Origin of the sequence: Flavobacterium sp. FPG59, from assembly GCF_002150205.1 — a bacterium.
In the GTDB taxonomy this organism is placed as follows: Bacteria; Bacteroidota; Bacteroidia; order Flavobacteriales; family Flavobacteriaceae; genus Flavobacterium.
In genome coordinates this window covers 1-15,113 of sequence record NZ_MTCA01000068.1, presented here as the reverse complement: position 1 = coordinate 15,113, position 15,113 = coordinate 1, and the positions used below count along the sequence as shown (strand labels likewise).

12 protein-coding genes are annotated in these 15,113 nt (G+C 34.0%); 11 read left to right on the top strand and 1 reads right to left on the bottom strand.

Translation table 11 applies throughout. From position 1 onward, the window contains the following. A partial coding sequence (locus FPG59_RS08160; RefSeq protein ID WP_217875859.1) for a transposase occupies positions 1-917 on the top strand: 917 nt, incomplete at its 5' end. A 275-nt stretch (positions 918-1,192) separates the two neighbouring features. Here the strand turns inward: FPG59_RS08160 and FPG59_RS08155 are convergent. Further along, positions 1,193-1,582, bottom strand: coding sequence for an SPOR domain-containing protein (locus tag FPG59_RS08155; RefSeq protein ID WP_086454122.1), 390 nt, complete (start codon positions 1,580-1,582; stop codon positions 1,193-1,195). A 215-nt stretch (positions 1,583-1,797) separates the two neighbouring features. Between FPG59_RS08155 and FPG59_RS08150 the strand changes: the two genes are divergently transcribed. The 10 genes from FPG59_RS08150 to queG form a co-directional block, all read left to right on the top strand. After that, positions 1,798-3,135, top strand: a complete 1,338-nt coding sequence (locus FPG59_RS08150; RefSeq protein ID WP_086454121.1) for a c-type cytochrome — start codon at positions 1,798-1,800, stop codon at positions 3,133-3,135. Between the two features lie 29 nt (positions 3,136-3,164). Next, entirely contained in the window at positions 3,165-6,221 is a 3,057-nt protein-coding gene (locus tag FPG59_RS08145) for a TAT-variant-translocated molybdopterin oxidoreductase (protein WP_086454120.1), read from the top strand. 37 nt (positions 6,222-6,258) lie between these two features. After that, positions 6,259-7,662 (top strand): NrfD/PsrC family molybdoenzyme membrane anchor subunit, encoded by a 1,404-nt coding sequence (gene nrfD, locus FPG59_RS08140; protein WP_086454119.1) that lies wholly within the window; start codon positions 6,259-6,261, stop codon positions 7,660-7,662. Then, positions 7,655-8,179 carry a DUF3341 domain-containing protein gene (locus FPG59_RS08135; RefSeq protein WP_086454118.1) on the top strand — a complete coding sequence of 175 codons (525 nt, stop codon included), beginning with the start codon at positions 7,655-7,657 and terminating at the stop codon, positions 8,177-8,179. Before nrfD ends, FPG59_RS08135 begins: the two co-directional genes overlap by 8 nt. Positions 8,180-8,187: 8 nt before the next feature. Next, complete coding sequence (locus tag FPG59_RS08130; protein ID WP_086454117.1) at positions 8,188-8,733, top strand: cytochrome c; 546 nt, start codon at positions 8,188-8,190, stop codon at positions 8,731-8,733. A 27-nt stretch (positions 8,734-8,760) separates the two neighbouring features. After that, positions 8,761-10,143 (top strand): quinol:cytochrome C oxidoreductase, encoded by a 1,383-nt coding sequence (locus tag FPG59_RS08125; RefSeq protein WP_086454116.1) that lies wholly within the window; start codon positions 8,761-8,763, stop codon positions 10,141-10,143. 19 nt (positions 10,144-10,162) lie between these two features. Beyond that, positions 10,163-11,317, top strand: coding sequence for a cytochrome c oxidase subunit II (locus FPG59_RS08120; RefSeq protein WP_086454115.1), 1,155 nt, complete (start codon positions 10,163-10,165; stop codon positions 11,315-11,317). Positions 11,318-11,345: 28 nt separating this feature from the next. Beyond that, positions 11,346-13,142: a cbb3-type cytochrome c oxidase subunit I gene (locus tag FPG59_RS08115; RefSeq protein ID WP_086454114.1), complete on the top strand. Its 1,797-nt coding sequence runs from the start codon at positions 11,346-11,348 to the stop codon at positions 13,140-13,142. Between the two features lie 88 nt (positions 13,143-13,230). Next, positions 13,231-14,253, top strand: a complete 1,023-nt coding sequence (gene ruvB / locus FPG59_RS08110) for a Holliday junction branch migration DNA helicase RuvB (protein ID WP_086454113.1) — start codon at positions 13,231-13,233, stop codon at positions 14,251-14,253. A gap of 17 nt (positions 14,254-14,270) precedes the next feature. After that, positions 14,271-15,113, top strand: an 843-nt coding sequence (queG, locus tag FPG59_RS08105) for a tRNA epoxyqueuosine(34) reductase QueG (RefSeq protein WP_086454123.1), incomplete at its 3' end; no start/stop codon positions are given.

Sequence of the window (15,113 nt, the reverse complement as noted above, 5' to 3'; positions counted from 1 at the left end):
TTCAACAAAATAAGCAGCGTTTTAAATGTAAGGATTGCAGTCAATTATTTACTTCAAACAATAAATCTGTTTCAGATTCTAACAAAGAAATTTGGTTTAAAAATTGGATAATTGGCAAAGATACTTTTGATAAGATATCACTTGAATCTGGATATAGCAAGAGCACATTACAACGTTATTTTTCTAAAATGTTGCATAAGGCACCCGTTTTAGAATTTAGCTCTGCTGATGAAATTTATTTAGTCCTGGATGGAACCTATTTTCCAAATGATATCTGTTTGGTTGTTTATAGGAACTTTCATTTAAGGTCAACGCAACTTTATAGAATGACCAATGGAGAACATTTTGAGGAGATTGCAGAAGACTTACAGAATTTATTGAAACTAGGAATTAAAATAAAGAGCATCACATCGGATGGAGATAAATACTCAATAAAAGCTATTAAAAAAGTGTGTCCAAAAGTGCCTTTTCAAAGATGTTTGGTGCATATATCAAGAATGTGCAGAATATGGATTACTCAGCATCCAAAGCACAAATCTGGTTTTGAACTTAAGCAAATAGTTGTCAAAATCCATCATATTGATTCTGAATATAAACGACAATTATGGCTTATTGAACTCATTCAATGGGAAGAAGAATATCGGGATTTTATTAATCAAAAATCACATAATATGGAAACTGGAAGATATTGGTATACCCATAAAATGGTTAGAAGATCATTTACTGTAATTAAAAAAGCATTACCCAATATGTTTCTCTATTTACAGGATGACAAAATACCCAATACAACAAATTCTTTAGAATCTTTTTTTGGACATTTAAAAGGTAATTTGAATGTTCATAGAGGATTAAGTTTAGCCAACCGCAAGAACTTTTTGAAATGGTATTTGTATTACAAAAATCAAAACAACAAGTAGGTTTTCTTAGCCATTAGACATACCAAAAAATGTATAAAAAAGGGCAGATAAACTGCCCTCATTTTTCGTATATGTATCAAATCTATTGCTAATTGGTTGCTCCTCAGCAGAGCCAATGTCCTCTTCAATTTGACTGAGCTAATTTAACTAATCTAAAATTAAAAATTACCAACTATTTTTGACCACATTACCTTTTTTTCTTCTTTGTATAAAGCAAAAAAGCCATTCAAAATGAACGGCTTTACTTGATATGCTTTTAGTTTTTGTATAATCTTTTATTTGTTTGGGCGAATCAAATTAAGATTTGGATATTTTTTTTTGATGACTATTATATGTCTTTCAGCTTCTATTCTAGATTTGAAATTCCCTATCCAAACTTTATAATTTGGGGCAAAGAATACAATGGTTCCCTCAATGTTATTAAACTCTTGTCTAAATTCATTTAATATTGATTTTGCCTTCTCGCTGTCGCCACTGTAGATTTGAATTTTAAAACGGTCATTTACAGTGTTTGATTGATTTGTTTTTCTTTTTTCTGTAAGTAGTTGCTCAAATTTTGAGTCTTGTTTTATGGAAATATTTTGCTGTTGCGCAGTTGATTTCGAATGAAAAAATGCTGTTGAAATAATAGTGATAAGTGTAGCTTTCAGGCTTAAATTTCTCATAATGTGTATGTTTTTATGCAAAATTAATATTTAGTGTTTAATACCAAATCAAATATGTTATTTAGAATAAATATAAATTGGAATTAAGACTATTTTAGGGTTTTGAGAATAGTTCTTATATCGTATTTTTGTCCAATATTTTAAACAAAGGAGCAGTTCTTCTAAGTCTATTAGTAAAGACTGTGCCAATTTTTAGTAGATAATCATTATACTATATGAAAAAGGTGGGTAACCATAATTCGATCACAAGAAAATTATTTTTAGGCGTAGCCTTATCGTTAATTTTCTCTTTCACTTCATTTGCTCAAGAAGCTGCCGCTGTTGCTGCTCCTGATGCGGCCGCAGCTCCTGCTGCTGCTTCTGGTGGAGATGCTGCTAAAGGTAAAGAATTGTTTAATGCAAATTGTGCTGCATGTCACAAGTTAGATGCTAAAGCTACGGGGCCTGCACTTAGAGGTGTTGCTAGTAAGTATGAAATGGCATGGCTTTACAAATGGGTGAAAAACAGTTCAGACTTGATAAAGTCAGGTGATGCTCAAGCGGTTAAGGTTTTTGAAGAAAACAACAAGTCAGTAATGACTGCTTTTCCTCAATTGTCAAACGCTGATATTGATAATATCATTGCTTACACTTCTGAGCCTAAAGTTGATGTTGCTGCTCCACCTGCTGGAGGTTCTGCTGCAGTTCCTGGTGGACCAGTTGCTGATAGTGGTATTTCAAACAATCTTATATTAGCTGCTCTTGCACTAGTATTAGTAGTGTTGGTAGTAATGTTAGTTTTGGTAAACAAAGTTCTTACTAAAGTTGCAAAAGCAAACGGTGTAGTTGTTGAGCCAAAAGCTAAAACAACGCCAATTTGGCAAGCCTTTGCTAAAAATCAATTTTTGATTTTGGTAACTGTTATATTCTTACTTCTTACAAGTGCATATTATGTTTATGGTTTCTTTATGCAAGTAGGTGTTGATCAAGGGTATGAGCCTATTCAGCCAATACATTACTCGCATAGAATTCACGCTGGCGATAATGAAATTAACTGTAAATACTGTCACTCTGCTGCACGTGTTAGTAAAAATGGAGGTATTCCATCGCTTAATGTGTGTATGAACTGTCACAAGAATATTGCAGAAGTTGCTGAAACTACAGCAACGCCTGAGTACAGTAAAGCATTTTATGACGGAGAGATACAAAAATTATATAAGGCTGTTGGTTGGGATCAAGCGACTCAATCATATACTGGAAAAACACAACCAGTTAAATGGGTTCGTATTCACAACTTGCCTGACTTTGTTTACTTTAATCACTCTCAACACGTAACTGTTGGTGGTATTGAATGTCAAACTTGTCACGGTCCGGTTGAAGAATATGAGATTCAAAAACAGTTTGCTCCATTAACAATGGGTTGGTGTATTGATTGTCATAGAAAAACTGAAGTTAAAATGGAGGGTAATGAATATTACACTAAAATCCATGAAGAGCTTTCAAAAAAATATGGTGTAGATAAGTTGACTGCCGCGCAAATGGGTGGTTTAGAGTGTGGTAAATGCCACTATTAATCAAATTATTAAGATTTTAATATTTATATATGTCATCAAACAAAAAATACTGGAAAAGTGTTGAGGAACTAGACCAAAATAGTTCTATTGTTGAGGCGCTAAGAAATAACGAATTTGTTGAAGAAATTCCTACTGATGAATTTTTAGGTAATGGTGATGCATTATCATCTTCTTCAACATCACGTCGTGATTTCTTAAAGTACGTTGGTTTTAGTACTGCTGCTGCTACTTTAGCAGCATGTGAGGGTCCTGTTAATAAATCAATACCATACGTTCTTCAACCTGAGCAAATTATTCCTGGAGTTGCTGATTATTATGCTACTTCAGTTTTTGACGGATTTGATTTTGCAAATCTTTTGGTGAAAACCAGAGAAGGACGTCCTATAAAAATTGATAACAATACTATTGCTGGTGCTAAATTCACAGCTAATGCAAGGATTCATGCATCTATCTTATCTTTGTATGATAGTATGCGTCTTAAAGAACCAAAGATTGAGGGGAAAGATTCAACTTGGTCTGCTGTTGATGCTAAGATTAAATCTAGTATTGCAGATGCAAAAGTTAAAGGAGGACAGGTTGTTCTTTTAACAAATACATTAGCTAGTCCATCTACTGAAAGGTTGATTTCTGAATTCGTATCAAAAAATCCTAATTCTAAGCATGTAATCTATGATGCGGTGTCAGAGTCTGAAGCTCTTGATGCATTTGAAACGGTTTATGGTGAAAGAGCATTAGTGGATTATGATTTTTCTAAAGCTTCTTTGATTGTTTCTGTAGGAGCAGATTTTCTTGGAGATTGGCAAGGAGGAAGTTTTGATACTGGTTATGCCAAAGGCAGAATACCAAAAGCTGGAAAAATGTCACGTCATTTCCAATTAGAGTCTAATATGACTTTGTCTGGTGCTGCTGCTGATAAGCGTTTGCCGATGTCTGTTTCAGCACAAAAGCAAGCTTTAGTTCATATATACAATATTGTTACAGGTTCTTCAGTTGCAGTTAAACTTGAAGATAAATTTAAATCAGAAGTTACCAAAGCTGCACAGCAGTTAAGAGCAGCTGGAAGTAAAGGTGTTTTAGTTTCTGGAATTCAAGATAAAAATGCTCAATTATTAGTTTTGGCTATAAATCAAGCTCTTGCTAGTGATTCATTTGTTACTGCAGGTTTAAGACAAATTAGAAAAGGTTCAGCATCTAATGTATCTCAATTAGTAGCTGATATGAAAGCGGGAAAAGTTCATACTCTTATCATGAGTGGTGTGAATCCTGTTTATACTTTATCAGATAGTGTAAGTTTTCAAGAAGGTTTAAAGAAAGTTAAAACATCTGTAGCATTCTCTTTGAAAGAAGATGAAACAGCTTTGTTGTCTACAGTAGCTGCTGCTGTTCCTCATTATTTAGAATCTTGGAATGACTTAAGTCTGGTTAAAGGAAGTTATTCTTTGACTCAGCCAACTATTCGTCCGCTTTTCAATACAAAACAATTTCAAGATGTTTTGTTGTCATTAAACGGAACTGTAGGTTCTTTTTATGATTATATTAAAAATACTAGTTCTTCAATTATTTCAGGATCATCTTGGAATAAAGTATTGCATGATGGTGTTTTTGTTTCTTCTGTACCAACGGTAGGTTCTGGAAGTGCTGATTATTCTGCAGCTGCAAATGCTTTATCTGCTTCTAAGTCATCTCAAGGTCTTGAATTAGTATTGTATACTAAAACAGGTTTAGGTGATGGGCAACAAGCAAATAACCCATGGTTACAAGAGTTTCCAGATCCTATCACAAGAGTGTCTTGGGATAATTATGTAACTGTATCTAATGCTGATTCAATTAAATATGAATTGTCTAATGAGATTGTTGCTAACGGAGGTTTAAACGGAAGTTATGCTACAATTACTACTGCAGATGGTTTAAAACTTGAAAATGTACCTGTTATTGTACAACCTGGTCAAGCTGTTGGAACTGTAGGTTTAGCTTTAGGTTATGGTCGTAAAGCTGCTTTGAAAGAAGAAATGATGGTAGGTTTAAACGCTTACTCTTTATATAAAGGTTTCAATAATGTTCAATCTATTACATTAGCCAAAGCTGACGGAGAACATGAGTTTGCTTGTGTTCAAAGTCAAAAGACATTAATGGGTAGAGGTGATATTATTAAAGAAACTTCTCTTGAAATCTTCAATACCAAAGATGCTCATATTTGGAATGAACAACCTATAGTTTCTTTGGATCATAAAGAAGTTGAGGCTACTAAAGTTGATTTATGGGATTCATTTGATCGTTCAACTGGTCATCATTTTAATCTTTCAATAGATTTAAATGCTTGTACAGGTTGTGGAGCTTGTGTTATCGCTTGTCATGCTGAAAATAACGTTCCTGTTGTAGGTAAAGCTGAAGTTAGAAGAAGTCGAGATATGCACTGGTTGCGTATTGACAGATACTATTCATCAGAAAGTACTTTTGAGGGAGATAATGAAAGAAAAGAAAATATTGCTGGTTTAACAAGTTCTTTGTCTACATTTAATGAAATGGAAAAAGCAGGAGATAATCCTCAAGTTTCTTTCCAGCCTGTTATGTGTCAGCACTGTAACCACGCGCCTTGTGAAACGGTTTGTCCAGTTGCTGCAACTTCACACTCTCGTCAAGGTCAAAACCACATGGCTTATAACAGATGTGTTGGTACGCGTTATTGCGCTAACAACTGTCCTTATAAAGTACGTCGTTTTAACTGGTTCTTGTATAACAAAAACAGTGAATTTGATTATCACATGAATGATGATCTAGGGCGTATGGTTTTAAATCCAGATGTTAATGTTCGTTCAAGAGGTGTTATGGAGAAATGTTCTATGTGTATTCAAATGACACAAGCAACTATCCTTAAAGCCAAAAGAGAAGGAAGATCAATTGTTGATGGCGAATTCCAAACTGCTTGTTCAAATGCATGTTCTACAGGAGCTATGATTTTTGGAGATGTAAATGATAAAGATGCTGAAGTTGCAAAACTTGCTGCTGATGATAGAATGTATCATTTATTAGAACATGTTGGAACTAAACCTAATGTGATTTATCATGTTAAAGTTAGAAATACTTAGTACAAAAAAAATTAATTAAGAATCAATATAAAGGATTATGTCGTCTCACTACGAAGCAACCATTAGAAAACCCTTAGTTATAGGTGATAAAACTTATCATGATGTAACTGTAGACGTAGCCGCACCTGTTGAAGGTAAGGCAAATAAACATTGGTGGATTGTGTTTTCAATTGCATTAATAGCCTTCCTTTGGGGACTTGGATGTATCGTATACACTGTATCTACAGGTATTGGTACATGGGGTTTAAACAAGACAGTAGGTTGGGCTTGGGATATTACTAACTTCGTTTGGTGGGTTGGTATTGGTCACGCCGGTACACTTATATCAGCCGTGCTTTTACTTTTCCGTCAAAGATGGAGAATGGCAATTAACCGTTCAGCTGAAGCAATGACTATTTTCTCAGTTATTCAGGCAGGTTTATTCCCAATCATCCACATGGGTCGTCCTTGGTTAGCGTACTGGGTTTTACCAATACCAAATCAATTTGGATCATTATGGGTAAATTTTAATTCACCTTTACTTTGGGATGTATTTGCAATCTCTACTTATTTATCTGTATCATTAGTTTTCTGGTGGACAGGTTTATTACCAGATTTTGCAATGCTTAGAGATCGTGCTGTAACTCCTTTTAATAAAAGAGTTTATTCAATTTTAAGTTTTGGTTGGAGTGGTAGAGCAAAAGATTGGCAACGTTTTGAGGAAGTTTCGCTTGTTCTTGCTGGTTTAGCTACTCCTCTTGTATTGTCAGTACACACTATTGTATCGATGGACTTTGCTACATCGGTTATTCCAGGTTGGCATACTACTATATTTCCTCCATACTTCGTTGCTGGAGCCGTTTTCTCTGGATTTGCGATGGTGAATACCTTGCTTATTATTATGAGAAAAGTTTCTAATCTTGAAGCTTATATCACGGTTCAACATATCGAATTGATGAATATCGTAATCATGATTACAGGTTCTATTGTTGGTGTTGCTTATATTACTGAGCTTTTTGTTGCATGGTATTCTGGAGTAGAGTACGAACAATATGCTTTCTTAAACAGAGCTACTGGACCTTACTGGTGGGCATATTGGGCAATGATGACTTGTAATGTATTTTCTCCTCAGTTCATGTGGTCTAAAAAGTTACGTACGAGTATTATGTTTTCATTCATAATATCTATTGTTGTAAATATTGGAATGTGGTTTGAAAGATTTGTAATTATTGTTACCTCTTTGCATAGAGATTATTTACCATCTTCTTGGACTATGTTTTCACCTACCTTTGTTGATATAGGTATCTTCATTGGTACAATTGGTTTTTTCTTTGTGTTGTTCCTTCTTTATTCAAGAACATTCCCGGTTATTGCACAAGCTGAAGTTAAAACTATTTTAAAAGCAACTGGAGATAATTACAAACGCGCAAGAGAAGCAAATAAAGATTCACATCATGAGTAATAAAGTAATATACGCCATTTATAATGACGATGATATTTTGATGGACGCAGTAAAGAAAACTAGAGCAGCTCATCATCATATTGAAGAAGTTTTTAGTCCATTTCCTGTTCACGGTTTGGATAAAGCTATGGGGATAGCCCCAACAAGATTAGCTATTTGCGCTTTCTTGTATGGTTGTGTTGGAATTTCGGTAGCAACTGCAATGATGAATTATATCATGATTCAAGATTGGCCTCAAGATATTGGTGGTAAGCCAAGTTTCAGTTATATTGAAAATATGCCTGCATTTGTGCCAATTATGTTTGAGCTTACTGTATTTTTTGCAGCTCACTTGATGGTTATTACTTTTTATATGAGAAGTAAATTATGGCCTTTTAAGGAAGCTGAGAATCCAGATGTAAGGACTACAGATGACCATTTTTTAATGGAAGTTGCTGTACATGATAACGAAGAAGAATTAGTTTCATTCTTTCAAAATACAGGTGCGGTTGAAGTTAAAGTAATAGATAAGCATTAATTATAGTTATGAAAAGCATATATAAAATAGCACTATTATTTGGTATCGTAATTTTAGTTTCATCTTGCCATGATAATAAGGCACCGAACTATCAGTATTTTCCAAATATGTATGAGTCTTTAGGTTATGAGACCTATTCAGAGTCTGATGCGTTTAAAAATGGTCAAGAAGCACAATTACCTGCAAAAGGTTCATTGAAAAGAGGTTTTGTACCTTACGAGTATGAAAATAGTACTGCTGGTTATGAGTTGGCTAAAGCTAACTTAAAATCACCACTTGATTCATTAGGTAGAAATATAGAAAAAGGTAAAGAGTTGTATGAAATTTATTGTATCAGTTGCCATGGTGCTTCTGGTAACGGTAAAGGTAAGTTAGTTGAACGTGAAAAATTTCTTGGAGTTCCAAGTTATAAAGATAGAGTTATTACTGAGGGTAGTGTTTTTCATGTTATAACTTATGGTTTGAATTCAATGGGTTCACATGCAAATCAGTTGAGTGCCCAGGAGCGTTGGTTAGTTACTGACTATGTTCTAAAATTAAAAAGTGAATTATAATTGTTGAACAAACTGATCGTAATAGATATGTATACATTTTCAAGTAAATTAAAAACTTTTTCATTTGTCTTAATGGCCATTGGTTTTTTAGGCATAGGTTATGGTTTTTACACTGCACCAAAAGATATTAAAGAAGTAGAAGAAATTCTTGCTGCTGATAGTCATGGTACACACGCTGTTAAGAAAGAGCATGGAAGTACTAATGAAGCTAATTCTCATGAAGTTCATGGTTCAACAGAGGAAAAACATGTTGAGGCTAAGACATCTTCACAAAAACATGAAGTTTCATCTGATGATGAACACACTGAGCACTTAAATCATGTATTACATCAATTGCAAAATAAGCCTTGGTCTGCTTTATATGTTGCCTGTATATTTTTTATGCTTGTTTCATTAGGTGTTTTAGTTTTTTATGCAATCCAGCAAGTTGCTCAAGCGGGTTGGTCTCCTGTTCTTTTTAGAGTTATGCAAGGTATTACATCTTACTTACCTGTAGGAGCTGCTTTATTTTTCGTGTTGTTGATTTTATGTGGTTTGCATTTTAATCATATGTTTATATGGTTAGATCCTGAAGTAGTTGCAACTGATAAACTTATTGCTAATAAAACTGGTTATTTAAACTTTCCTTTTTGGATTGTTAGAGCTGCTATATTTTTAACTGGTTGGTCTCTTTATCAATATTATTCAAGAAAGAATTGTCTTGCTCAAGATGAGGCTAATGATGATTTGTTGTATAAGAAGAATTTTAAGTTATCAGCGATGTTTCTTGTCTTTTTCATCGTTTCTGAATCTATAATGTCGTGGGATTGGATTATGTCAATTGATCCACACTGGTTTAGTACTTTATTTGGATGGTATGTTTTTGCAAGTTTCTTTGTAAGTGGTGTTACTACCATAGCATTAGTTACATTGTATTTAAAGTCAAGAGGTTACCTAGAATTTGTTAATAATAGTCACATTCATGATTTAGCTAAATTTATGTTCGGTTTAAGTGTTTTTTGGACTTATCTTTGGTTCTCACAGTTTATGCTAATCTGGTATGCTAACATTCCTGAGGAGGTAACATATTTTATAACTAGAATTCAATTATATAATTTGCCATTCTTTGGAGCAGTTGTTATGAATTTCTTGTTCCCATTGTTAATATTGATCAATACAGATTTTAAGAGAATTTCTTGGGTTATTGTAATGGCTGGTATTGTTATCTTAATGGGTCATTATTTAGATTTTTTCAATATGATTATGCCAGGTACGGTTGGTGACAGTTGGTCTATCGGTGTATCTGAAATAGCTTCCATCCTTTTCTTCCTAGGTTTATTTATTTATGTAGTATTTACTGCTTTATCTAAATCTCCTTTGCTAGCAAAAAGAAATCCGTTTATTGAGGAAAGTAAACATTTTCATTATTAATTTTTAAAGAAAAAAACAGATGACAAGTTTGTTAGTAATTATAGTTTTAGTTTTATTAGCTATTGCTTTATGGCAATTGACTAAAATCTTCGACCTAACGCAAGTTGGATCTTCTCCGGACAGTTCAGAAATCGCAAATGATAATGACAATAATGTTCAGGGTTATTTAATGTTTGGTTTTTTAGCCTTTATTTATATATTTTCCATTTATGGATTATTTAAATGGGGACATTTAGTATTGCACACTCCTGCTTCTGCTCATGGTGGCCAAGTAGACAATTTGATGAATATCACTTGGGTGTTAATCTTTATTGTTCAAGCTATAACTCAGGTTTTAGTTCATTATTTTGCTTTTAAATATAGAGGTAAAGAAGGACAAAAGGCTTTGTTTTTTGCTGACAATAACAAATTGGAAGCTGTTTGGAGTATCATACCTGCGGTTGTTTTAGCTGGTCTTATATTGTACGGTTTATATGCATGGACAAACATTATGTTTGTTGATGAGGATGAGGATACTGTTGTTATTGAATTATACGCACAACAATTTAACTGGAAAGCTAGGTATGCTGGTGAGGATAATGTATTAGGTAAAGCTAATGTTAGATATATAGAAGGTGTTAATGCTGTTGGTATAGACTTAGCAGATCCATATTCACAAGATGATATTGTTGTTACTGAATTGCATATTCCTAAGGGTAAAAAGATTCTTTTTAAAATGAGATCTCAAGATGTATTGCACTCTGCTTACATGCCACATTTTAGAGCTCAAATGAATTGCGTTCCTGGTATGGTTACACAATTCGCTTTTGAACCTATTTACACTACCTCTGAGTATAGAGAATTACCTTTTATGGTAGAAAAAGTTGCTAATATTAATGCTTTAAGAGCTAAGAAAAGTGAGGCATTAGTAGCTAAAGGTGAACCCGCTCTTGATCCATACACTTTTGATTATCTTTTGTTGTGTAATAAAATTTGTGGTGCATCGCACTACAATATGCAAATGAAAATTATTGTTGATACTCCAGAAGATTATAAAGCTTGGTTGAAAGATAAAACAACTGTAGTAAATGAAGTTAAAGCTTCATTGGCTGCTCCAGCTGCAACTGGTGATACAAAAGCAGTTGACAGTAGTAGTGCAAAAAAAGATGATGTTGCTGTAATGGCGGCTAAATAATTATTAAGAAAATTTAAAGTATAAATATATGTCAGCAGAAGGTCACGATCACGCTATAGATCACGAACACGAACACCACCACAAAGACACTTTTATTACTAAATATATTTTTAGTATAGATCACAAAATGATCGCCAAGCAGTACTTGATTACAGGTATTTTCATGGGTATCATTGGTGTTGGTATGTCGTTGTTATTTAGAATGCAACTAGCATGGCCAGAAGAATCTTTTAAAATATTTAATATTTTATTAGGTGATAAATTTGCTCCTGATGGAGTTATGGCAAATGATATTTACCTTGCCTTAGTTACTATTCATGGAACCATAATGGTTTTCTTTGTACTTACTGCTGCATTGAGTGGTACGTTTAGTAATCTATTAATTCCGCTTCAAATTGGTGCTCGAGATATGGCCTCAGGTTTTATGAACATGGTTTCATACTGGCTGTTCTTTTTATCAAGTATTGTGATGATCAGTTCTCTTTTTGTTGAAGCAGGTCCTGCTTCTTCTGGGTGGACAATTTACCCTCCATTGAGTGCTTTACCACAAGCTATACCTGGATCTGGAATGGGTATGACACTTTGGTTAGTTTCTATGGCATTGTTTATTGCTTCTTCTTTAATGGGGTCTTTGAATTATGTTGTTACGGTTATTAACTTAAGAACTAAGGGTATGACTATGACAAGGTTGCCTTTGACTATTTGGGCTTTCTTTGTTACAGCTATTATTGGTATTGTTTCTTTCCCGGTACTTTTATCCGCTGCATTATTGTTGATCTTTGATAGAAGTTTTGGTACTTCTTTCTTCTTATCTGATATTTACATAGCTGGTGAAGTATTACATTACCAAGGTGGTTCTCCTGTTTTATTTGAGCACTTATTTTGGTTCCTAGGACATCCTGAAGTTTACATTGTATTATTACCTGCATTAGGTATTACTTCTGAAGTTATTGCAACAAATTCTCGTAAACCAATTTTTGGTTACAGAGCAATGATTATGTCAATTCTTGCAATTGCTTTCTTATCAACAATAGTTTGGGGTCACCACATGTTTATCTCAGGAATGAATCCTTTCCTAGGTTCCGTGTTTACTTTTACGACCTTATTGATTGCAATTCCATCTGCAGTTAAAGCATTCAATTATATCACTACGTTGTGGAAAGGTAACTTACAGCTAAATCCTGCCATGTTATTTTCTATTGGTTTGGTATCAACTTTTATTACTGGTGGTTTAACTGGTATTATTCTTGGTGATAGTACATTAGATATTAATGTTCACGACACTTATTTTGTTGTAGCTCACTTTCACTTAGTAATGGGTATTAGTGCTCTTTATGGAATGTTTGCTGGTATTTATCACTGGTTTCCAAGAATGTTTGGAAGAATGTTGAATAAGAACTTAGGTTATATTCACTTCTGGGTTACTGCTATTTGTGCTTATGGTGTATTTTTTCCTATGCATTTTATAGGTTTAGCTGGTTTACCAAGACGTTATTACACCAATACTAATTTCCCTTTATTTGATGATTTACAAAACGTAAATGTTTTAATTACAACGTTTGCTCTTGTTGGTGGTGCTTTTCAATTGGTTTTCTTATATAATTTCTTTAGTAGTATTTTCTACGGTAAAAAAGCAGTTATGAATCCATGGAAATCTAATACTTTAGAATGGACTGCTCCAGTTGAACACATTCACGGTAACTGGCCAGGTGAGATTCCTGAAGTTCACCGTTGGCCATATGACTACAGTAATCCTAATCATGAAGAGGATTTCGTACCACAAAATGTACCAATGAAACCTGGAGAACAGGTTCTTCATCACTAATATTTAAGCCTCTACTTTGTAGAGGCTTTTTTTATTTTTTTATTTGAGGAAGTGTTTTCTCTAAGTTCCTCTTTATTATCTTTGTACTATGAATGAGAATCTAGATCCTACTGGTAACAATTATAATCTTGAAGATTTCGATATCGAAAGGAAGCTTCGCCCTTTATCCTTTGATGATTTTGCTGGACAAGATCAAGTTTTAGAAAATCTAAAGGTCTTTGTACAAGCAGCCAACCAAAGAAATGAAGCTCTTGATCACACTCTTTTTCACGGTCCTCCAGGACTTGGAAAAACTACTCTTGCCAATATACTTGCGAATGAACTTCAAGTTGGAATAAAAATAACTTCTGGACCTGTACTTGATAAGCCAGGAGACCTTGCAGGTTTGCTTACAAATCTTGAAGAGCGTGATGTACTTTTTATTGACGAAATTCACAGGCTTTCTCCTATTGTTGAAGAGTATTTATACTCTGCAATGGAAGATTTTAAAATTGACATTATGATTGAATCTGGGCCCAATGCGCGCACGGTACAGATCAATTTGAATCCTTTCACCCTTATTGGTGCAACTACCCGTTCTGGGCTGCTTACGGCACCTATGAGAGCTAGATTTGGAATATCCTCTCGTTTGCAATATTACACTACAGAATTGCTTACTACTATTGTTGAAAGAAGTGCTGCAATTTTTAAAATGCCAATTTCTATGGAAGCGGCTATTGAAATAGCAGGTAGGAGTAGAGGTACACCTCGTATAGCCAATGCTTTGCTGAGACGTGTACGTGATTTTGCTCAAATTAAAGGCAATGGTTCTATTGATATAGAAATTGCTCGTTATGCTTTAAAAGCTTTGAATGTAGATGCTTTTGGACTAGATGAAATGGATAATAAAATTTTGAATACCATTATTGATAAATTTAAAGGAGGTCCTGTTGGTTTGAGTACTCTGGCAACTGCAGTTTCAGAGAGTAGTGAAACTATTGAGGAGGTTTATGAACCTTTTTTAATTCAAGAAGGTTTCATTATGAGGACTCCAAGAGGTAGAGAGGTTACTGATAAAGCGTATAGACATTTGGGTAAAATTAAAACGAATATTCAGGGTGGTTTATTTTAGAATTCTTTAAAATTACAATTATTCAAACTAGATCGAAGTATACAAATTTTATTAAGGACGAGGCTTCTAGACTTGGTTTCATGTCTTGCGGTATTTCTAAATCTGAGTTTCTTGAGACAGAAGCTCCACGTCTTGAAAATTGGCTAAATTTAAACCATCATGGAAAGATGGCTTACATGGAAAATAATTTTGATAAAAGATTAGATCCTACTCTTCTTGTTGAAGATTCAAAAAGTGTTGTCTCATTATTACTTAATTATTATCCTAATGAATTTCAAAACCAAGATAGTTTTAAAATTTCGAAGTATGCCTATGGTTTAGACTACCATGACGTCATAAAAGGAAAATTGAGAGAGCTTATCCATTCTATTCAAACTAATATTGGTGCTGTTTCTGGGCGTGCTTTTGTAGATTCTGCTCCAGTTTTAGATAAAGCATGGGCTGCTAAAAGTGGTTTAGGTTGGATAGGAAAAAACAGTAACCTATTGACTAAAAAAGTAGGTTCTTTTTATTTCATTGCCGAGTTAATAATAGATTTAGAATTAGAATATGATTCGCCCACTACAGATCATTGTGGTGCCTGCACTGCATGTATTGATAGTTGTCCTACTAATGCTATTGTTGCTCCATATGTAGTTGATGGAAGTAAATGTATATCCTATTTTACAATTGAATTAAAAGAGAATATCCCAACGGAGTTTAAAGGAATGTTTAATGACTGGGCTTTTGGTTGTGATGTGTGTCAAGACGTTTGTCCTTGGAACAAATTTTCAAAGCCACACAGTGAACCTCTTTTTAATCCAAATCCAGATGTATTGGCGATGTCTAAAAAAGATTGGATAGAAATAACAGAAGAAACA